The 19,050-nt window shown below is 72.0% G+C and carries 15 protein-coding genes; 9 read left to right on the forward strand and 6 right to left on the reverse strand.

The features are described 5' to 3' along the window. Positions 1–92 precede the first annotated feature (92 nt). The 4 genes from ACIA77_RS02825 to ACIA77_RS02840 form a co-directional block, all read right to left on the reverse strand. Positions 93–1,892, reverse strand: a complete 1,800-nt coding sequence (locus ACIA77_RS02825) for a hypothetical protein (RefSeq protein ID WP_395884032.1) — start codon at positions 1,890–1,892, stop codon at positions 93–95. A gap of 335 nt (positions 1,893–2,227) precedes the next feature. Next, positions 2,228–2,533, reverse strand: a complete 306-nt coding sequence (locus ACIA77_RS02830) for a hypothetical protein (RefSeq protein WP_395884033.1) — start codon at positions 2,531–2,533, stop codon at positions 2,228–2,230. Between the two features lie 63 nt (positions 2,534–2,596). Further along, on the reverse strand, positions 2,597–2,893 hold the full coding sequence (locus ACIA77_RS02835; RefSeq protein WP_204091619.1) for a chorismate mutase: 297 nt from the start codon (positions 2,891–2,893) through the stop codon (positions 2,597–2,599). Between the two features lie 165 nt (positions 2,894–3,058). Further along, positions 3,059–3,493 carry a DUF1707 domain-containing protein gene (locus tag ACIA77_RS02840; protein WP_395884034.1) on the reverse strand — a complete coding sequence of 145 codons (435 nt, stop codon included), beginning with the start codon at positions 3,491–3,493 and terminating at the stop codon, positions 3,059–3,061. Between the two features lie 160 nt (positions 3,494–3,653). Here ACIA77_RS02840 and pcrA point away from each other — a divergent pair, with 160 nt between their 5' ends. Next, positions 3,654–6,065 (forward strand): DNA helicase PcrA, encoded by a 2,412-nt coding sequence (pcrA, locus tag ACIA77_RS02845; protein ID WP_395884035.1) that lies wholly within the window; start codon positions 3,654–3,656, stop codon positions 6,063–6,065. A 105-nt stretch (positions 6,066–6,170) separates the two neighbouring features. Further along, the gene (locus ACIA77_RS02850) at positions 6,171–6,536 is read left to right on the forward strand and encodes a hypothetical protein (protein WP_395884036.1); all 366 of its coding nucleotides are present in this window, start codon (positions 6,171–6,173) and stop codon (positions 6,534–6,536) included. A gap of 288 nt (positions 6,537–6,824) precedes the next feature. On the opposite strand, the gene ACIA77_RS02855 is transcribed toward ACIA77_RS02850, so the two are convergent. Further along, a complete protein-coding gene (locus ACIA77_RS02855) occupies positions 6,825–7,508 on the reverse strand; it encodes a M23 family metallopeptidase (RefSeq protein WP_395884320.1) in 684 nt (227 codons plus the stop codon). Between the two features lie 705 nt (positions 7,509–8,213). On the opposite strand from ACIA77_RS02855, the gene ACIA77_RS02860 reads away from it, so the two are divergent. The 7 genes from ACIA77_RS02860 to purH all read left to right on the forward strand — a co-directional run bounded on the left by ACIA77_RS02860 (position 8,214) and on the right by purH (position 17,894). Then, a complete protein-coding gene (locus ACIA77_RS02860) occupies positions 8,214–10,715 on the forward strand; it encodes a hypothetical protein (protein ID WP_395884037.1) in 2,502 nt (833 codons plus the stop codon). 145 nt (positions 10,716–10,860) lie between these two features. Then, a complete protein-coding gene (gene sucC / locus ACIA77_RS02865; protein ID WP_395884038.1) occupies positions 10,861–12,030 on the forward strand; it encodes an ADP-forming succinate--CoA ligase subunit beta in 1,170 nt (389 codons plus the stop codon). Between the two features lies 1 nt (position 12,031). Beyond that, the gene (sucD, locus tag ACIA77_RS02870) at positions 12,032–12,919 is read left to right on the forward strand and encodes a succinate--CoA ligase subunit alpha (protein WP_395884039.1); all 888 of its coding nucleotides are present in this window, start codon (positions 12,032–12,034) and stop codon (positions 12,917–12,919) included. Between the two features lie 212 nt (positions 12,920–13,131). Continuing rightward, positions 13,132–13,887: a DUF5336 domain-containing protein gene (locus ACIA77_RS02875; RefSeq protein ID WP_395884040.1), complete on the forward strand. Its 756-nt coding sequence runs from the start codon at positions 13,132–13,134 to the stop codon at positions 13,885–13,887. 154 nt (positions 13,888–14,041) lie between these two features. Further along, a complete protein-coding gene (locus ACIA77_RS02880) occupies positions 14,042–15,643 on the forward strand; it encodes a DUF6350 family protein (protein WP_395884041.1) in 1,602 nt (533 codons plus the stop codon). A 74-nt stretch (positions 15,644–15,717) separates the two neighbouring features. After that, a complete protein-coding gene (purN, locus tag ACIA77_RS02885) occupies positions 15,718–16,335 on the forward strand; it encodes a phosphoribosylglycinamide formyltransferase (protein WP_395884042.1) in 618 nt (205 codons plus the stop codon). Continuing rightward, positions 16,332–17,894, forward strand: a complete 1,563-nt coding sequence (purH, locus tag ACIA77_RS02890; RefSeq protein ID WP_395884043.1) for a bifunctional phosphoribosylaminoimidazolecarboxamide formyltransferase/IMP cyclohydrolase — start codon at positions 16,332–16,334, stop codon at positions 17,892–17,894. The genes purN and purH overlap by 4 nt, the downstream gene beginning before the upstream one ends. A 62-nt stretch (positions 17,895–17,956) precedes the next feature. Here the strand turns inward: purH and ACIA77_RS02895 are convergent, their stop codons facing one another. Next, entirely contained in the window at positions 17,957–18,469 is a 513-nt protein-coding gene (locus ACIA77_RS02895; protein WP_395884044.1) for a GNAT family N-acetyltransferase, read from the reverse strand. Positions 18,470–19,050: the final 581 nt, after the last annotated feature.

A 19,050-nucleotide genomic window follows, 5' to 3' on the forward strand; every position in this document is an offset into this window, starting at 1 on the left:
AGGAACAACCGCTTACCGCACCGCACGTGCATCGGAACGGGCAGTCTGCACTTGCATGAAACGTTTCGCGCACGGCGGACGATAATGCCTGGTCAGGCCCCGTCGTCGGCGATCTTCTCGTCGTCGCCGAAGGTCAGCGTGCGCTGTTCGACGGTCTTGGTGCCGTCGGTGTGGGTCACTTCGAGGGTGTTCACCGTCGTGTTGTTGTCGGGGTCGATCTCCACCTTCTTGACGACGAAGTACGCGACCTTCGCGTAGCGCTGGCGCAGCCCCTGCGGACCCTCCGACTTCAGGTCCCCCGTGGTCACGGCCGAGGCCTCCGCCGGGTCGGTGGTCACCGTGTTGAAGAACCGCTCGGTGTTGTCGCCCATCGTCTTGGGGTCCGCCGGCGTCTTGTACCAGATGGTCGTCGGCGCGGTCTCGCGCTGCGCGGGGGTGATCGGCGGCTTCTCCGGCGTGCTCGGCGGCGTCGACGTCGGCTCGGTCGTGTCGGGGCTCGACGAGTCCTCGCTCGACGGGGCCGCCGACGTTTCTCGGTCGCTCGAGCTGCTCGTGCCCGCCGCGTTCTGCGGGCGCGTGTCCGGGTCGTCCGACGAACTGGTTTCGCTGTCGCGGTCACTCGAGCGGCTGCCGCGGCTGTCGCCGCTCGTGCCGCCCTGCCGGCCCAGCGACGGGTCGGGCAGGATCAGCGGGTTGCCGCCGTTCTGCCGGCCCGGCCAGCCGCCGCCGAGCGCGTCGGCCGTGGTCGTGGTCGTGGGCGAGCCGACCAGGAACGTCCCCGCGAACAACAGCCCGACGACCACCGCGCCCGACGCGCCGGTCGCGAACCACGCCGCCTTCCGCCACGTCTTGGGCGGTGTCACCGACGCCGGCACCGACCCCAGGTCGAACTTCCCGAGCCCGTCGAGCAGCGGCGCCGCGTACACGCGCACTTCCTCGTCCTCCGGCTCGGGCACCCGGACGGCCGGCGCGCGCAACGTCACCCGCTGCCGCCGCGGCGGTTCGGGCTCCGCGCTCAGCTCCACGCTCTCGCGCGCCGCGGCCTCGTGCGCCAGCGTCGCCGCCGTCGCCTCGACGCGTTCGCGGCGGGTGCGCCGCGCGTGCGGCTGCGCGAGCCGGTCGCGCTGCACGTCGGGCAGCGACCGCGTCGTCCCCGGCGCGGCCCACGCGCGGTCGATCTCGCTGACGGGCAGCGGATCCGGCACCACGGCGTGTCCGTCCGGCACCCGCGGTCCGAGCGGATCGCCGGCGAGGTCGCCGAGGTCTCCCGAGTGCGTCCACCCGCTCGTGGCGGGCTCGGCGCCCGGCCGCGATCCGGCACCCCAGCCCGCAGCACCGTCGAAGTCGGGGGGCGCGAAGGCGGTGCCCGGCTGCTCGTTGCCCCAGCCGCTCGCGGCGACCTCGGCAACGGCGTCGGCGAAGTCCGCGGGATCGGCCGCCGGCGCGGGTCCCCGGCTCGGCTGGGGCAGCTCGCCGCCCCAGCCGGCGGCGGCCACCGCGGCTTCGTCCAGCCGCCCGGCCGTGAAGCCGCGATCGCTCCGGCTCGGCTGCGGCAGCTCCGTCCGGCCCCGTTCGGCGGGGGTGAACGCGCCGCGCTCCTCGTGCATCCACGTCGGTTGCGGGAGCCAGGACTGGGCCGCCGACGGAACCGGCAGCGTGCCCTGCGCGGGCGCGTACCCGGCTCGCAGCTCGGCGGCCCCGTTCGGTGGCGGCGGGGCGGCTCCGGGCCGGTGGCGGTGGTGACCGGCGGAATCGGCGGTGACCACGGGCGTCCACGTCTCCGCGCCGGGGCCGCCGCGTGCGCGGTGCCTGCCCGGCACCGTGACCTCGGCGGCCGTCACCGTGTCCGGGTGGGTCGAGTTCCTCGAACCACCCATCGCGTTTCCCGTCATGCCCGTCCGACCCCTCCCCGGTGTGGGCGTGACGGCACCGGCATCCCGATCAACCCGATCGGAGCACTCGCGCGAGCGGAGTCACCTGCGTCCACACTTGCGAAGTCCCGCGCATCTGCACGCGCACGCGGCAGTGGGCGCGTGGAGCCGCAGCTCCCGCGCATCCTCCGGGCGTCGCCCGACCCAGACGCAGGGGTCCTCACGAGCCCAGACTAGGAAACCGCCAGTCGAAAGTCTCGGGGCTGATTGCAACTTGCACAGGTTTCACCCTGTCGGGCTCGACCGAACGGGCATGGGGTCACGCTACGCAGTGCAATTGCGGCAAGCGGGGTCGGTCACCCTCCGCTGCGGTACTTCTCCCGGGTCGACTGCAACGCCTTCGTCGCCACTGCACCACTACCCACAGCAATCACAATGGCGATGACGTCGGCCCCGGTTCCCCCCAAAGTGAGCAACCAGGCGAACAGTGATGCCGCGGTGGTACCACCGGCGACCGCCCAGCGGCTGCGCACGTACTGCGCGACAGGCGCACCGCCGGCCCGCTTGCCCGCGGCGTTGTTGAGCAGCGCCAGGTACCCGACATGACCCAGTGCCGCCAAGACGCTCGCGATCGCGATGATGACGGCGATGACGTTAATCATGGGTCCAGTCTGCCCGTTTTCGCGGACCGGCGGATCGGGGAAGTCCCCGATGTGGCCGGAAGTTCATCGGCCGAGGCGGCCGCGGCCGAGGTTCAGCAGCGCCATGGCGAGCTGCCGGCCCTCCGGCCCGAGTTCGCGGTAGCGCGCGAGCACGTCCATCTCGCGGTTGTAGACGATCTTCGTGCCGCCGGCGGCCATGCGCGCGGCGCCGATCGTCTTCGACACCTCCACGCGGCGCTTGACGAGCCGCAGGATCTCGGCGTCGAGCCAGTCGATCTCCTGGCGCAGCGAGGAAATGTCCTCGCCGGTCGGGGTGTCCTCCGCGGGCTGGCCGTCGGCGTTCTGCGTCTGCGCGTTCATCGGGACCTCTCTGGAAACCGGACCCCCAGCGGCCCCTGGGACGGCGAAAGCCCCGGGTCCGCTGGACTCCGGGGCTGCTGGTGATGGCGGGTGGGGCACTACGCGATCACGGGAGCCGGAGTCCGGGTCCCGTAGAAAAATCGCTCGCTGCTGTGCCGCACGAGGTCAGTATGGCACAGGGGATTGCGGGCCCCGCCGGAAACTCCGCACGCGCGCGTGGACCACGAGCGTCACGAACAGCCAGAACACCGGCATCACCGGCCAGAAGAACCCGGCGCCCAGCACGGCCCACCGCACGATCAGCAGCACGGCCACCGCGACCACGACGGCGAGGTGCACCCGCAGCGCGGGGTGCTCGCGCAGCGCGGCGCGGGTGAGCGGCCAGCCGGCGCCGGGACGGCGGACGGGCTCGGGCCGGGGCAGGTCGGTGGTGAGCTCGCCGAGCTCGTCGACGTAGCGGGTCGCGTAGACCGTACTGAGCCGGTCTTCGACCTCCTCGAGCGTGAGCCGGCCTTCGGAGCCGGCTGCCTGGATGATCGCGGCCACGCGTTCGCGATCGGTGTCGGATGCCCTCAACCGGGCGGGGATCTTGTCGTCCATACCGTTCGATGCTCCGCGCCGGAGCGCCGGTGCGCGTCGGGCGCGGAGCGACAACGCGGCGTACGTCGGTGAGCGCACGCGTACGCGCGCTCGAGTTCGCCGCGGGACACGCTCTGCCTGTTCGGTCCCTGTCGTACCCCAGGGGTAGCGTGGACAGACGATGGACACCCTCTTCGATCTCCCCGCAGAAAAGCGCGCGCCTGCCCGGAAGGCGGCCGCCGAGCTGCTCGAGGACCTCAACCCGGCGCAGCGCGAAGCGGTCACGCACGCCGGCGGGCCGCTGCTCGTCGTGGCCGGTGCCGGGTCGGGCAAGACCCGCGTGCTCACGCGGCGCATCGCGTACTTGCTGGCGGAGCGGCGCGTGCACCCCGGCGAGATCATGGCGATCACGTTCACCAACAAGGCCGCGGCGGAGATGCGCGAGCGCGTCTCGTCGCTCGTGGGCCGGCGCGCCAACGCGATGTGGGTGTCCACGTTCCACTCGATGTGCGTGCGGATCCTGCGCCGCGAAGCCAAGACGCTCGACATGTCGTCGAGCTTCTCCATCTACGACTCCGACGACACGAAGCGGCTCATCACGCTCGTGGCGCGCGACCTCGACATCGACCCGAAGAAGTACGCCGCGCGCACGCTCGCGGTGCACATCTCGAACCTCAAGAACGAGCTCGTCGACCCCGATGCCGCCACGGCGAACGCGGCGAACGACCTGGAGCGCCGCGTCGCCGAGGTCTACGCCGAGTACCAGCGGCGGCTCGAGGCGGCCAACGCGTTCGACTTCGACGACCTGATCATGCGCACGGTGTCGTTGCTGCAGGCGTTCCCGGACGTCGCGGAGTACTACCGCCGCCGGTTCCGCCACGTGCTGGTCGACGAGTACCAGGACACGAACCACGCGCAGTACACGCTCGTGCGCGTGCTCGCCGGCACGGAGACCACCGACACCGGGATCGAGCCGGCCGAGCTGTGCGTGGTGGGTGACGCGGACCAGTCGATCTACGCGTTCCGCGGCGCCACGATCCGCAACATCGAGGAGTTCGAGCGCGACTTCCCCAACGCGCACACGATCCTGCTGGAGCAGAACTACCGCTCCACGCAGACGATCCTCTCGGCCGCCAACGCCGTGATCGAGCGCAACCCCAACCGGCGCGCCAAGCGGCTGTGGACCGACTCGGGCGACGGCGAGAAGATCGTCGGCTACGTCTCGGACAACGACCACGACGAAGCCGCGTTCGTCGCGGGCGAGATCGACGCGCTGGCGGAGAAGGGCGAGGCGGAGTACTCCGACGTCGCCGTCTTCTACCGCACCAACAACCAGTCGCGGGTGTTCGAAGAGATCTTCATCCGCCTCGGCCTGCCGTACAAGGTCGTGGGCGGTGTGCGGTTCTACGAGCGGCGCGAGGTGCGCGACATGCTCGCGTACCTGCGCGTGCTGTCGAACCCCGAGGACACGGTGTCGCTGCGCCGCATCCTCAACGTGCCCAAGCGCGGCATCGGCGACCGCGCCGAGGCCGTGGTGGCGACCCACGCGGAGCGCGAGCGCATCTCGTTCGCGGCCGCGCTGCGCGACGCCGTCGACGGCAAAGTGGCGCTGCTCAACCCGCGCTCGGCCAAGGCGATCACGGGTTTCGTGGCGCTGCTCGACGGGCTGGGTGAGCTCGTGACGTCGGGTACCGAGGTCCACGACCTGCTGGAGGCCGTGCTCGAGCGCACCGGGTACCGCGCGGAGCTGGAGGAGTCCGACGACCCGCAGGACGCGTCGCGCGTCGAGAACCTCACGGAGCTCGTCACGGTCGCGCGCGAGTTCACCGAGTTCACCACCGAGGTCACGCAGGACGAGAACGCGGAGCTGGTGCTCGACGACGGGGTGCCCGCGCCGGGCTCGCTGGCGGCGTTCCTGGAGCGCGTGTCGCTGGTCGCCGACGCCGATTCGATCCCGTCGCCCGACGGCGGTGAGGAGGGCGACGGCGGTGCCGGTGTCGTCACGCTGATGACGGTGCACACGGCGAAGGGCCTCGAATACCCGGTGGTGTTCTGCACGGGCTGGGAGGACGGGGTCTTCCCGCACATGCGCGCGCTGGGTGACCCCACGGAGCTCGCGGAAGAGCGGCGGCTCGCGTACGTGGCGATCACGCGCGCGCGGCAGCGGCTGTACGTCTCGCGGGCGCTGGTGCGCTCGGCCTGGGGCCAGCCGCAGATGAACCCGGCTTCGCGGTTCCTCGACGAGCTGCCCGGCGACCTCGTCGACTGGCGGCGGCTGGAGCCGTCGTCGCCCGGCTTCGGGAACTTCGGGTCCTCGGGCTCTTCTTCGTCGGGTCCGCGCGCGGCGACGACGTGGGGCCGGCGGTCTTCGTCGTCCTCGACTGCCTCGACGTCGCCGTTCGGCAAGGGCTGGAAGGACACGGTGGCCCTCAAGCTCGACGTCGGCGACCGCGTCAGCCACGACAAGTACGGGCTGGGCACCGTCATCTCGTGCGACGGCGTCGGCCCCCGCGCCACGGCCACCATCGACTTCGGTGCGTCCGGGAAGGTCCGCTTGATGCTGATCGGGAGCGTCCCGATGGTGAAGCTCTGATTTTTGTCGTACCCCTCACCTAAGCTCACTTCCATCGAACACAAGTTCGAAGAAGTGGGGTAAGCTGGTGCTCGCGCCGGCACCCCGGAAGGGGAGGACGAGGGTGTGGACGCGGTGTTGTTCGGAGTACTGGCCGGTGGGGTCCAGGAGTACCTGCGAGGAGTTCTCGGCGAGCCGGCTCCGGGGGCCGGCTCGGGGGAAGCCCGGCGGTTGGCTGCGGCGTGGCGGGCCTTGCTGCACCAGCACTCGCTCGGCCACGACGGCCGTTGTCAGTGCTGCGGCAGGGGCCGCTGGGTGGCGCGGTCGCCGTGGGACGCCGTCGCGGCCACCGGACCGGGGTTCGGGGCGCGGGTCTCCTGGCTGATGCGGTTGGGGTGGTGGCCGGTGCGGCGTCCTCAGGCGGGGCTGTGCACGGTGTGGCAGGTCGCCGTCGCGTACTTCATCCGGCGGTTGCCGAACGGGGAGAGGTGAGCGGCCGATCGGGGGCTGACTCGGACCGTGCCGTGAGCGGCGGGCGTCCGTCGCCAAGAATCCGGAAGCGCGTCGTCGGGGGACGCGTTGGCGGGTGCGGCGGTCCGAAAAGGACACTGCCGTTGGTCGCCGCCGGTTGTGCGGCACCGTCTCAATCGGACAATGCCTGAAATGAACACCGCCACGGGAGCGGGGACGCTGCCGTGGCGGAGGAGGAGCTGAGAGATGAAGTCAGGAGGTACTGGCTGACCACGAAGCCCGGCTACAAGGCTTGGTGCGCAAGGAGGATCAGACGACGATGCCGCGGGCGGCGAGCCACGGGCGCGGGTCGATCTTCTTCGTGCCGTTCTGCCAGACCTCGAAGTGCAGGTGCGGGCCGGTGCTCTCGCCCCGGTTGCCGATCTCGGCGATCTGCTCGCCGCACTTGACCTTCTGGCCTTCGTGGACCGAGAAGCTGTTCATGTGGCCGTAGACCTGGATGGTGCCGTCGTCGAGCTGGACGCGGACCCACAGGCCGAAGCCGCTGGCGGGGCCGGCCTGGATGACAGTGCCGTCGGAGGCGGCGTAGATCGGGGTGCCGATCGAGTTCGCGATGTCGATGCCGAGGTGGCTGCTGCCCCAGCGGGCGCCGAAGCCGGAGGTGAACGTGCCGTGGGCCGGCAGGCAGGTCTTCGGGCGGGCGGCCTCTTCGGCGGCCTTGCGCGCGGCGTCGGCTTCGGCCTTCTCGCGGGCGTCGGTGACCTTCTGGCTGTCGGCCATGCGGGCCGCTTCGGCGGAGGCGTCCGACGAGTGGCCGACGGGCAGCAGCTCGGGGGCTCCCCCGGAACCCGCGCTGCCGAGGGTGAACGAGGCGCTCGCGTCCTGCGCGTTGGCGAGCGGGGTGACGGGGGCGTCCGAGTCGGCCGTCACGGTCTTCAGGGTCTGGCCCGCGGCGGCAGCGGCGAACGCGCCGGCCGCGACGGCGGCGACCACGACCCGCCCACGCAGGGCGGAGGAGGGCGGGGCGATGCGGTGCTGACCCCGCACGCGGATGACCGCACCGTCCAGTGCGTCCTTCAGCGCCGGGGAAGGGGCTTGGCCGCCGGGGGAGCGGTGTGAAGCCAAGACAGGGCCTTCCATCGTCGGGGAGCCGGGCCTTCGCGGACTCGGGCGGGGGAACCCGTGAGCGACCTCGGGGGGTGGTTCGCTCGGCGTCGCGCTTCGTGACCTGACTGTAATGGGGACCGGGGGACAGTAACGAAGGGGCACTGTTCTCGGCAAGGTGCCCCCGCCGTTTCGGCCGAACGAGGGCTTGCCATCACGCGGCTAGCTGTGGAGATTACCCAAAGTTAAGCTGAAACTACTCCGATCAGTGTGATCTCCCTTACACGACTTTCGGACGGTCGGACCCCCGAACGGGCCCACCGGAGGCCGCCGAACGGCGCAACCGGTGAAATAAACGTTTGCGGCCCGCTGTTGAAGGGCATTCAACCCTCTTTCGTGTGGCCCGGGTCACGCACCGTCTCCGCGGGCTGTCCGATTACGCCCCCATCGGCTGATTCCCTGGTCGACCGCGTTCACACCGCGCCACCACCGCACTCTTCTCCGCGGACCGGGCCCCTCCGTTCGTCTTCACCGGCGCCAGCCGGGCCCCACTGCGCCACCCCCACCCGCGCCCGGCTTGCTAGCGTCGCCCCGATGACTTCGTCCGAAGGACCCCACGACGGGGACTCCTCCCCGGCCCGTTCCGGTTCCGATCCGGACAACGGAGCCCCCCGGTCCACCCCCCGCCGCCCCACTCTCGCCGAACGCAAGGCCGCCGCCCGCGACCGCGCCCGCCGCGGCACCACCGCCGCGCGCGACCGCGACTCCGCACCCGGCGGCGTCTCCTCCCGCCCGGCCGACGCCACCGCCGAGCCCACCTCCCGCCGCGACGCACCAGCGCCGCGCAGCACCGACTCCGGTCAAGTTTCACGCCGCGACCGCCCCACCAACCCCGGCGTGCCAACCAGCGCCCCGGCGGCCACCGACACCCCGGACTCCGGCCTCGGCAAACCCGGCGCCGGGCCGCCCCCCGGCGACTCGAGCGTCGGTGCGGAGCGCGCCGGCGGGTACGGCGCCAAAGACAGTGGCCGCCCGAATGCGGCAAACGCGGGCGAACCGGATGCCGGCAGCGCAGCCGGCGATCCGGCCGGAAGCCGTGGAGGCGCGGGCGCTGACACCGCCGTCTCCGGCCTCGACGTGAACGGCGGCGGGGTGCGTCACGGCGCCGCTCAGCCAGGTGCCGGAAGGGCGGTCGATGACCCGGCCCGAGGCTTCGGCGGCGCTGCGCGCGGCCCGGGCGATCAAGAGACCGCGGTCGGCTCGGGCCACGAGTCCGGCGCCGGTGTGCGAAGCGGCCGCAGTACCGAACCCCGGAACACCGCCGCGCCGACCCGGATCGAGCCGCGGTCTGCGCGCGCCGGGCGGGAGGAGGGCGGCGGTTTCGCCGGCCTCGGCGACCTGACCGACCGAGCTCCGTCGCCGCGGCTCAAGACCGCCGTAACCCTCCTCGCCGTCGGGGCCGTCGCGCTCACCGCCGGCGCGATCCTGCCCGTGTCGCCCGATGCGGGGCCCGGGTACCTGTCCTGGCCGTTGCTCGCGTTGCTCGCGCTGGTGCCCGCCGGCGTCGCGAACGCGGCGGCGTACAGCGGACGCCACGGGCTGGCTGCGGGCCTCACCGTCGGGCTGGCGGCGCTGGCGCCCGGCCGCTTGGTGCTCGACTTCCAGTTCTTCGCGCACGCCTCCAAGACCATCCGGCCCGAGCTCTTCCTGCCGGACCGGCTGCTGGACCGCAGCGCCGTCGGCGCCGGGTTCTGGTTGCTGGTGGCGGGGCACGTCGTCACGATCGTCGCCGGGGTGGTCGCCGCGCGGGTCGCGCGGGAGGTCAACGAGGTGGCCGGTGAGGACGACGGCCGGCGGCGGTGGCGGCTGGTCGTGCCGTTGCTCGCGGTGGTGAGCGCGGTCGGCCTGCTGATGGCGCCCGTCGTCTCGGACAACCCGTACCTGCCGGCCTACTCGGCTTTCGAAGGTCCGGGCGTGGCGCTCGCGGGCTACGTCGTCGTCGCAGGGGCGTTGCTGCTCGCCGTGGTCCTCGGGGTCGGCGCGGCTGCCGACGGCGTGGTGCGCGGGACGCTCGGCGGCGTGGCCGCGGCGACGTTCGCGCTCGCCCTGCCGGCGGTGGTCGGCGGGCTGGCCGTCGGCGGGCTGCACCTCGCGTTCGGGCCGGTGATGGCCATCGTGGCGATGCTGGTCGTGCTCTTCCTCGCGCCGCGGACGACGCCGCAGCAGGCGCGCGCGGAACGCACCGACTTCGCGGGCGAGGCGCGGGTCCCCAGCCTCACGTTGTGGCGCGGCGTCACGGCGCTGGCGGCACTCCTCACCGCCGTGGCCGCCGCCATCGGGGCGCTCGCACCGCAGCTGGACGCCCGGCTCGCCACCGAGAGCCCCGCCCGCTGGCTGCTCCTGGCCGCGGCGATCCTCGTCGTGCTGCCCACACCGTTCCTCTTCAAGTACAAGGCCGCGCGCGGACTCGTCGCCGTGCTGTGGGCCGGTGTCGTGCTCGCGGGCACGGCCGTGCTCAGCACCGCCCTCACCGCGTCGGCGGCGACGGGCCTGGGCGGCGGGCTCGGCGGCGCGATCACCTACCGCCTCGGCGCGGGCGCCGTGTTCACCGCGATCGCGCTCGGACTCGCCGGGCTCACGGCGCTCGCGGCCGTCGTCACGGGCGTGGTCGAACGCGACGACGAAGGCACCGAGGACCCGCGTCCCCGGGTGCTGCTCCCCGTCGTCGCCGCGGCGGTGCTCGCGGTCGCGGCCTTCGGCACGCCCGTGTTCTCCGCGCCCGACTACGCAACGCCCGGGCTCTGGTCCGATTTCGACACTCCGTCGTGGGGTCTGCTCACCGCTGTGCTCGTGGTGCTGGGCGTGCTCGCCTTGAGCGTCCGCTCCCGTCCGGGCGCCGCGGCGGCCGCGCTGGCCGGGGCCACGCTCCTCCTGGCGCTCCACGTCTCGCAACTGTTCTTCGTGGACCTCCCGGGCCGCAGTCCGGCGCTCGGCTTCTGGCTCGGCGTCGCCGCTGTTGTCGCAACGGCAACAGCGGCCGCGACCGCCGCAGCGGGCGCGAAAACGCCCGCCGGTGTGCGTTCTCACACCGCTTGACCGCATACGGTGACCGACTTCACCAGGTGCGGCGGCCCGCGCGTTCACGCTGGTCGCTAACCTCGACTGGTCCGACAGCGCGGTTCGAATTCAGACCACCCGGGTTCGAACCACCACAGTGGCGTGTCGTCAGGAGACTGGAGTAGTGGACCTCTACGAGTACCAGGCGAGGGATCTCTTCGCCGCCCACGGAGTACCGGTTCTGCCGGGCTCGGTGGCAAACACCCCCGAAGAAGCCAAGGCCGCCGCGGAGCAGATCGGCACCCAGGTCGTCGTCAAGGCGCAGGTGAAGGTCGGCGGTCGCGGCAAGGCGGGCGGCGTCAAGCTGGCCCAGACGCCGGACGAGGCGAAGGAGAAGGCGGAAGCCATCCTCGGCCTCGACATCAAGGGCCACACCACGCGCCGCGTGCTCGTGGCCGAAGCCTCGGACATCGCCGAGGAGTACTACTTCTCCTTCCTGCTCGACCGGTCCAACCGCACCTTCCTGGCGATGGCGTCGGCCGAGGGCGGCATGGAGATCGAGCAGCTCGCCGTCGAGCGCCCCGACGCACTGGCGAAGATCCCGGTCGACGCGATCGCCGGCGTCGACAAGGCGAAGGCCGTCGAGATCCTCACCGCGGGCAAGTTCCCGGAGAAGGTCGTCGACGAGGCCGCCGACGTGGTCGTGAAGCTCTGGGAGACCTTCGTCTCCGAGGACGCCACCCTCGTCGAGGTCAACCCGCTGGTGCGCGACCCCCAGGACAAGATCATCGCCCTCGACGGCAAGGTCACCCTGGACGAGAACGCCGACTTCCGTCAGCCGGGCCACGAAGAATTGGTGGACAAGGAAGCCGAGAACCCCCTCGAGGCGAAGGCCAAGGCCAAGAACCTCAACTACGTCAAGCTCGAGGGCCAGGTCGGCATCATCGGCAACGGCGCCGGGCTCGTGATGTCCACTTTGGACGTCGTCGCGTACGCGGGTGAGAAGCACGGCGGCGTGAAGCCCGCCAACTTCCTCGACATCGGTGGTGGCGCGTCGGCCGCGGTCATGGCCGCCGGTCTCGACGTGATCCTCAACGACACCGACGTGAAGAGCGTCTTCGTCAACGTCTTCGGCGGCATCACCGCGTGCGACGAGGTCGCCCGCGGCATCGTCGAGGCGCTGAAGATCCTGGGCGACGAGGCCACCAAGCCGCTGGTCGTCCGTCTGGACGGCAACAACGTCGTCGAGGGCCGCCAGATCCTCGCCGACGCGAACCACCCGCTCGTGACCGTGGTGGACACTATGGACAACGCGGCCGACAAGGCCGCCGAGCTCGCCGCGGCAGGTGCGTGAGATGTCGATCTTCCTCAACGAGAACAGCAAGGTCATCGTGCAGGGCCTCACCGGCTCCGAAGGCATGAAGCACGCGATCAAGATGCTGAAGTCCGGTACCACCATCGTGGGTGGCGTCAACGCCCGCAAGGCCGGCCAGACGGTGACCATCGAGGGCAAGGACCTCACCGTGTTCGGCACGGTCGAGGAGGCCATCAAGGAGACCGGCGCCGACGTGTCGGTCATCTTCGTGCCGCCGAAGTTCGCCAAGGACGCGGTGCTCGAGGCCATCGACGCCGAGATCCCGCTGGCCGTCGTGATCACCGAGGGCATCCCGGTGCACGACTCGGCCTACTTCTGGGCGCACGCGGTGGCCAAGGGCAACAAGACCCGCATCATCGGCCCGAACTGCCCGGGCGTGATCAGCCCCGGCAAGTCCAACGCCGGCATCATCCCGTCCGACATCACCGGCCCGGGCGCGATCGGCCTCGTGTCGAAGTCGGGCACGCTGACCTACCAGATGATGTACGAGCTGCGCGACATCGGTTTCTCCACCGCTGTCGGCATCGGCGGTGACCCGGTCATCGGCACCACCCACATCGACGCCCTCGAGGCGTTCGAGAAGGACGCCGACACCAAGGTCATCGTGATGATCGGCGAAATCGGCGGCGACGCCGAGGAGCGGGCCGCGGCCTACATCAAGGAGAACGTGACCAAGCCGGTCGTCGGCTACGTCGCGGGCTTCACCGCCCCCGAGGGCAAGACCATGGGTCACGCGGGTGCGATCGTGTCCGGTTCGTCCGGTACGGCGGCCGCGAAGAAGGAGGCCCTCGAGGCTGCCGGCGTGAAGGTCGGCAAGACCCCGAGTGAAACCGCCGTCCTGGCGCGCGAGCTGTACAACAACCTCTGAGCTGCGGAAACGCGGTTCACGCGGGCCGGGCACCCACCGTGGTGCCCGGCCCGCGGCGTATCCTTCGGCAACCGATCGCGTGTCCCGCGCGTCCAACGGCGCGGACGGGGGAGCGCCGGATGCGCTAGCGTTCCGCCAACGCAGGCGTCGCGTGTGTCGTCCGGGCGCCGAACATCCCCCTGAGTTGCCGGCGAACGACAGGAGAGCTTCCGATGACCTTCCCCAGCGGCGGGCCTGGCTACCCCCAGCAGGGCGGCGGCCAGCAGCAGCCCCCTCAGGGACCGCCTCCCTCGGGCGGGTTCCCGCACCAGCAGCCGCAGCAGGGACCGCCTCCCGGCGCGAGCCCGGCGCTGCCCCAGAACCTCCCGCTCGTGCTCGCGCTCGTGGTGACCGTGCTGGGCGTCGTCCAGTACTTCCTCGGCTTCTCCGACGAAGCCGGTGACGTCGGCCAGGACACGATCTTCCTCCTCGCCGGTGGTCTGCTCTCGGCGCTGCACGCGTTGCCAAGAGCGCCGAAGGTGCTGCCGTTCGCCGCGCTGTTCAGCGTGGTCGGTGCCCTGGGCGCGCTCGACACGGTGGTGGCCGAGCAGTCGACGCCGGGCATCGTCACGGTGGTGCTGATCCTCGGCATCGTGCAGGCGCTGGTCTCGGTCGGCGCGCTGCTGATGGAGTACGGCATCCTCAAGCCGCCGGCGCCGAAGCCGGCTGTGCCGCAGTACCAGCCGACGCAGTACGGCCAGGAAGGCCCGTTCTCGTCGCAGCAACCGAAGCAGGGTGAACAGTCGTCGCCGTTCGCGCCGCAGCCCGGCCAGTACCAGCAGCCCGGCTCGACGCCGCCGGGGCAGCAGCCGCCCGGGCAGCAGGCCACGACGTACGCGCCGCAGCAGGGCCAGTTCTTCCAGCAGCCGTCGTCGGAACAGGGCAAGAACCCGGGCACGCCGCCCGGTGGCTTCGGCCAGCAGAGCTGACCTACCTCGCGAAAACACCCGCTGTGACTCTCCGTGTCACAGCGGGTGTTTTCCGTTGGAGTCGTGCCCCCGACCGGGTGGGTTAAGTTCGCCGCGCCTCGCGGAGCGGCGTGCCTCACCCGGACGGACCAGCGCGGATGTCATGGTGCGAGGCATGCAGGTGCTCACCAGTTCTTCACGCCCGCCGGGTGACGAGGACACCGTCGAGCCCGACGCGTACCTCGCTCCGGCCACCCGGGTGCGGGTGTTGCTCACCGCCGCTCTCGGTTCGCTGATCACGCAGTACGCCGTGGTCGCGACCCTGCTCGCCCTCGTCGCGCTGACCGCCGAAAGCACCGTGTTCTCCGCCGGCAGCGTGCTGCTCTCGGCCGGGCCGGGCTGGCTCGCGGCGTACCAGGTGCAGCTCGGCATCGGGGGCCACCCGCTGGGGGTGCTGCCGCTGCTGCCGACGATCGGGGCCGTGGTGCTCGTCGCCCGCACGGCGTCGGGCGCGACGCTGCGCCTCGGGTACGCGTCGCTGCGCCAAGCCGTGCCGCTGATCTCCGTGCTCGCGGCTTCGCACGCGCTGTTCGGCCTGCTCATCGGGCTGCTGTCGCTCGGCCAGCCGGTGCGGGTGAACCCGATCCTCGCGTTCGTGGTGCCCGGCGCGTTCGGCGCGGCGGCGGCCACCGCGGGGGTGGTGCGCCGCTGCGGGGTGCCCGCCGCCCTCGCCGACCGGCTCGACCCGGTGGCGGTCCGCGGCCTGCGCGCGGGGGCGCTCGGCCTCGCGGCGCTGCTGGCGGTGGGCGCCATCGTGTTCGCGGCCGCCACGGTGCTTTCGGTGTCCACTGTGGACGACCTGTTCGAGCCGTCGCTGGGCAACAGCCTCGGGCTGTTCCTGCTTTCCGTGCTGTACCTGCCCAACGCGGTGGTCGCGGCGCTCTCGTTCGTCGCCGGGCCGGGGTTCACGATCGGGTCGCTCGACGTCAGCCTCGTCGGCTACCGCGGCGGTGCCGTGCCGGCCGTGCCGCTGCTCGGCGGGATCCCCGAGCACGCCGCCGCGTGGTGGCCCGCGCTGCTGGTGCTGCCCGCGGCCGTCGGCGCGCTCGTCGGCTGGTCGGTGCGGCACGTCGACGACGACCCGGCCGCGCGGATCCGGATCGTGGCCGTCGCGGGCGCCGTGGTCGGTTTCGGCTGCGTGGTGCTGGGGACGCTGGCGGGCGGGCGGCTCGCCGACGGTCCGTTCGACCCCGTGAGCGTGCCGGTCGGGGTGGCGTCGATCGTGGCGTTCTGCTGGATCGTGATCCCGGGCGGGTTCGTGGCGTTCTTCGCGGGCGCGCACGAGCCGGCGGCGCCGCCGGAACCGCTCGAAGCCGAGGAAGCGGCGGCTGAGGACGCCGAGCAGGACGAGGCCGGTGAGGAGGACGTCGACGAGGCCGCGGAGGTCGATCCCGACGAGGTCATCGAGGACGTCGACCCGGAGGAGATCGACACCGACGAGTTCGAGGCCGAGTTCACCGAAGCCGACGAAACCGACGAAGCCGCCGACGAAGCCGCCGACGACACCGCAGTCGAACCTGAGCCGCCGGTCGAACCCGAGCCGGTCGCCGAGCCCGAGTACGACGACTTCGACGCCGAAGCGGAGGCCGAACTGGGCCTCGAGCTGCCGGAAGACGTCCCGCTCGACCAGCCGGAGCCCGACGGCGGCGACGCCGGCGCTGTGACCGAGTCCACCGACGGCTCCGGTGCGGACGAGCGCCGCGACGACGACCGTTAGGGTTGGGGTGACCTGGTGAAGCGCGGTGCGCCCGAGGCGTGCCGCTGTGCGAGGAGCCCGTTCTGGCCAGCCGCTTGGACTTGCCCACCCCGGTGAAGATCGTCGTGCTCGCTTCCGGGTCGGGCACGCTCCTGCAGGCTGTGCTCGACGCGGTGGCGAAGCCCGCGTTCCCGGCGCAGGTCGTCGCCGTGGGCGCCGACCGCACCGGCATCGAGGCGCTGGCCCGCGCCGAGCGAGCCGGAGTGCCTTCGTTCACCGTGCGCGTGGCCGACCACTCCGACCGCGACGCGTGGGACGAGGCGCTCACCAAGGCGGTCGCCGCGTACGAACCCGACCTGGTCGTGTCGGCGGGGTTCATGAAGATCCTCGGCGCGCGGTTCCTGGCGCGCTTCGGCGGCCGCGTGATCAACACGCACCCGGCGCTGCTGCCGTCGTTCCCCGGGATGCACGCGGTCGCCGACGCGCTGGCGGCGGGCGTGAAGGTGACCGGGTCGACCGTGCACTTCGTCGACGCGGGCGTGGACACCGGCCCCGTCATCGCCCAGGAGGCGGTGGTCGTGGAGGCCGACGACACCGAAGACGTCCTGCACGAGCGGATCAAGGCCGTGGAACGCAGGCTGCTGGTTGGAACGATCGAGCGACTCGGCCGTGGTGGCTGCACCGTGGACGGACGAAAGGTGAGGTTTTCGTGAGCACTGCAGAGGGACGACGCCCGGTCCGGCGCGCGCTGATCGGCGTCTCGGACAAGGCCGGCCTGCTCGAGCTCGCGACCGGGCTGCACGCCGCGGGCGTGGAGATCGTGTCGACCGGCGGCACCGCGAAGGTGATCGCGAACGCCGGGGTCCCCGTCACGCCGGTCGAGCAGGTGACCGGGTTCCCGGAGTCGCTCGACGGCCGGGTGAAGACGCTGCACCCGCGCGTGCACGCCGGGCTGCTGGCCGACCAGGACAACCCCGACCACGTCGAGCAGCTGCGGAAGCTCGAGATCGCCGCGTTCGACCTGCTCGTGGTGAACCTGTACCCGTTCACGCAGACCGTCGCGTCGGGCGCGAGCGCCGAAGACTGCGTGGAGAACATCGACATCGGCGGCCCGGCCATGGTGCGCGCGGCCGCGAAGAACCACGGCAGCGTCGCGGTCGTCGTGGACCCCGCGCGCTACGCGTGGGTGCTGGAGCAGGTCGTGGCGGGCGGTTTCGAGCTGGCCGACCGCAAGCGGCTCGCGGCGCAGGCGTACGCGCACACGGCTGCGTACGACTCGGCCGTGGCTTCGTGGTTCGCCAACGTGTACGCGCCCGCGGACGACTCCGGTTTCCCCGATTTCCTCGGCGCCACCTGGGATCGCGCCGACGTGCTGCGCTACGGCGAGAACCCGCACCAGAAGGCGGCGCTGTACCGCAGCGCGCAGCCGGGGCTGGCGCACGCGGAGCAGCTGCACGGCAAGGCCATGTCGTACAACAACTACGTCGACACCGACGCCGCGCGCCGGGCCGCGTACGACTTCGACGAGCCGGCCGTCGCGATCATCAAGCACGCCAACCCGTGCGGCATCGCGGTGGGCACGGACGTGGCCGAGGCGCACCGCAAGGCCCACGCGTGCGACCCGGTTTCCGCGTACGGCGGTGTGATCGCCACGAACCGGCCGGTGAGCGTCGAGGCGGCCGAGCAGATCGCCGAGGTGTTCACCGAGGTCGTGCTGGCGCCCGACTTCGAGCCGGAGGCGCTGGAGATCCTGCAGCGCAAGAAGAACGTGCGGCTGCTGAAGCTGCCCGCGATCGAGAACCCGGCGCCCGTCGAGCTCCGGCCGATCTCCGGCGGGGTGCTCGTGCAGTCCGTCGACGCGATCGACGCGCCCGGCGACGACCCGGCCAACTGGCAGCTCGCCACGGGTGCGCCCGCCGACTCGCAGACGCTGGCGGACCTCGAGTTCGCGTGGCGCGCGCTGCGCGCGGTGAAGTCCAACGCGATCCTGCTGGCGCACGACGGCGCGACCGTCGGCGTCGGCATGGGCCAGGTCAACCGCGTCGACTCGTCGCGTCTGGCGGTCGCGCGCGCCGGTGACCGCGCGAAGGGTTCCGTGGGCGCGTCCGACGCGTTCTTCCCGTTCCCGGACGGGCTCGAGGTGCTCCTGGAGGCCGGCGTCCGCGCCGTCGTGCAGCCCGGCGGGTCCATCCGCGACGCCGAGGTGATCGCGGCCGCGGAGAAGGCGGGCATCACGCTGTACCTGACGGGGACGCGCCACTTCGCGCACTGACGTTCCGCGGGGCCGGCTTTCGGGCCGGCCCCGCGTTCAGGCCTGGTTTTCAGGCCTCGTGTTCAGGCCTCGCCGCGAAGGAGCGCGTACACGACTTCGTCGCGATAGCGGCCGTCGCGCCAGGTGACCTGGCACATCAGGCCTTCGCGGTGGAAGCCGACCTTCTCGAGCACGCGCTGCTCGGCCGCGTTCTCGCTGTCGGTGAACGCTTCGAGCCGGTGGGCGCGCGTGAAGCGGAAGAGGTGGGCGGCCAGCAGCCGGTGGGCCTTCGTCCCGACGCCGTGACCGCGGAAATCGGGCAGCAACGTCACACCGACCTCGAAACACCCGCCCGCCGGCCCGCCCCGATCGGCGGCCTCCCAGCTCGCCATCCCGGCCACCACACCGTCGACGGTCACCGCGAGCGCCGTCGACTCGTCCCCGACGAACCCGTCCTCCGCAAACCGCCGGCGGCGCACCTTCGGGTCCGCGAACCCGGACCACTGGAACTCGCCGAGCACCTCGGGCTCCGCCGCGAACCGATCGAGCACCGACAGATCCTCCTCGGCGAACGGCCGCAGGGCGATGCGCTTCACGGTCAGCTCCTCCGTCCCCTCGCGTTCGTGACACCTCGCTCGCCCAGCGAGGGGCGAGCTGCGCCCGGCGCCCCGCTGCGCTCCTCGCCGCTCCGGGCCGACCGACACCGTCCGCCGGCCGGCGGTGGCCGCGTGCCCCTGGGGTGTGCGTGTCACCTCTCCCGCCGGGACAGGCCCCCGCCCTCCCGAGGGGGGCGTCCCCGAGTCCATTCTATCGGCCACCCCCGACAAAATCCGGGGCGAAAGGTTCTGGAGCGGGAATTGTCCACAACTCGGCTGCGGTGTGGACAACTCGCCCGAATCCTTGCCGGGATGCTGCGGCCGAACCGTTGCTGGAAGGGCGACCCGTACCCAGGCTGGACCGTGGCAGTCGAACCATTGCCGGACCGCGGCGACCCGACCCGTTCGCTGGAACGCGGCGGACCCGAACCGTGTGGAAGGCGGCCCGAACCGTTCACTGGGACGTGGGGACCCGAACCGTTGCAGGAAGGGCGACCCGTACCCAGGCTGGACCGTGGCAGTCGAACCATTGCCGGACCGCGGCGACCCGACCCGTTCGCTGGAACGCGGCGGACCCGAAC

Source organism: Amycolatopsis sp. NPDC051903 (assembly GCF_044452505.1).
Taxonomy (GTDB): domain Bacteria; phylum Actinomycetota; class Actinomycetes; order Mycobacteriales; family Pseudonocardiaceae; genus Amycolatopsis.

What these genes read in the sequence shown, in the direction of transcription:
- ACIA77_RS02825 (WP_395884032.1), bottom strand. Translation starts at nt 1,892, where the DNA reads ATGACGGGAAACGCGATGGGTGGTTCGAGGAACTCGACCCACCCGGAC.
- ACIA77_RS02830 (WP_395884033.1), bottom strand. Translation starts at nt 2,533, where the DNA reads ATGATTAACGTCATCGCCGTCATCATCGCGATCGCGAGCGTCTTGGCG.
- ACIA77_RS02835 (WP_204091619.1), bottom strand. Translation starts at nt 2,893, where the DNA reads ATGAACGCGCAGACGCAGAACGCCGACGGCCAGCCCGCGGAGGACACC.
- ACIA77_RS02840 (WP_395884034.1), bottom strand. Translation starts at nt 3,493, where the DNA reads ATGGACGACAAGATCCCCGCCCGGTTGAGGGCATCCGACACCGATCGC.
- pcrA (WP_395884035.1), top strand. Translation starts at nt 3,654, where the DNA reads ATGGACACCCTCTTCGATCTCCCCGCAGAAAAGCGCGCGCCTGCCCGG.
- ACIA77_RS02860 (WP_395884037.1), top strand. Translation starts at nt 8,214, where the DNA reads ATGACTTCGTCCGAAGGACCCCACGACGGGGACTCCTCCCCGGCCCGT.
- sucD (WP_395884039.1), top strand. Translation starts at nt 12,032, where the DNA reads ATGTCGATCTTCCTCAACGAGAACAGCAAGGTCATCGTGCAGGGCCTC.
- ACIA77_RS02875 (WP_395884040.1), top strand. Translation starts at nt 13,132, where the DNA reads ATGACCTTCCCCAGCGGCGGGCCTGGCTACCCCCAGCAGGGCGGCGGC.
- ACIA77_RS02880 (WP_395884041.1), top strand. Translation starts at nt 14,042, where the DNA reads ATGCAGGTGCTCACCAGTTCTTCACGCCCGCCGGGTGACGAGGACACC.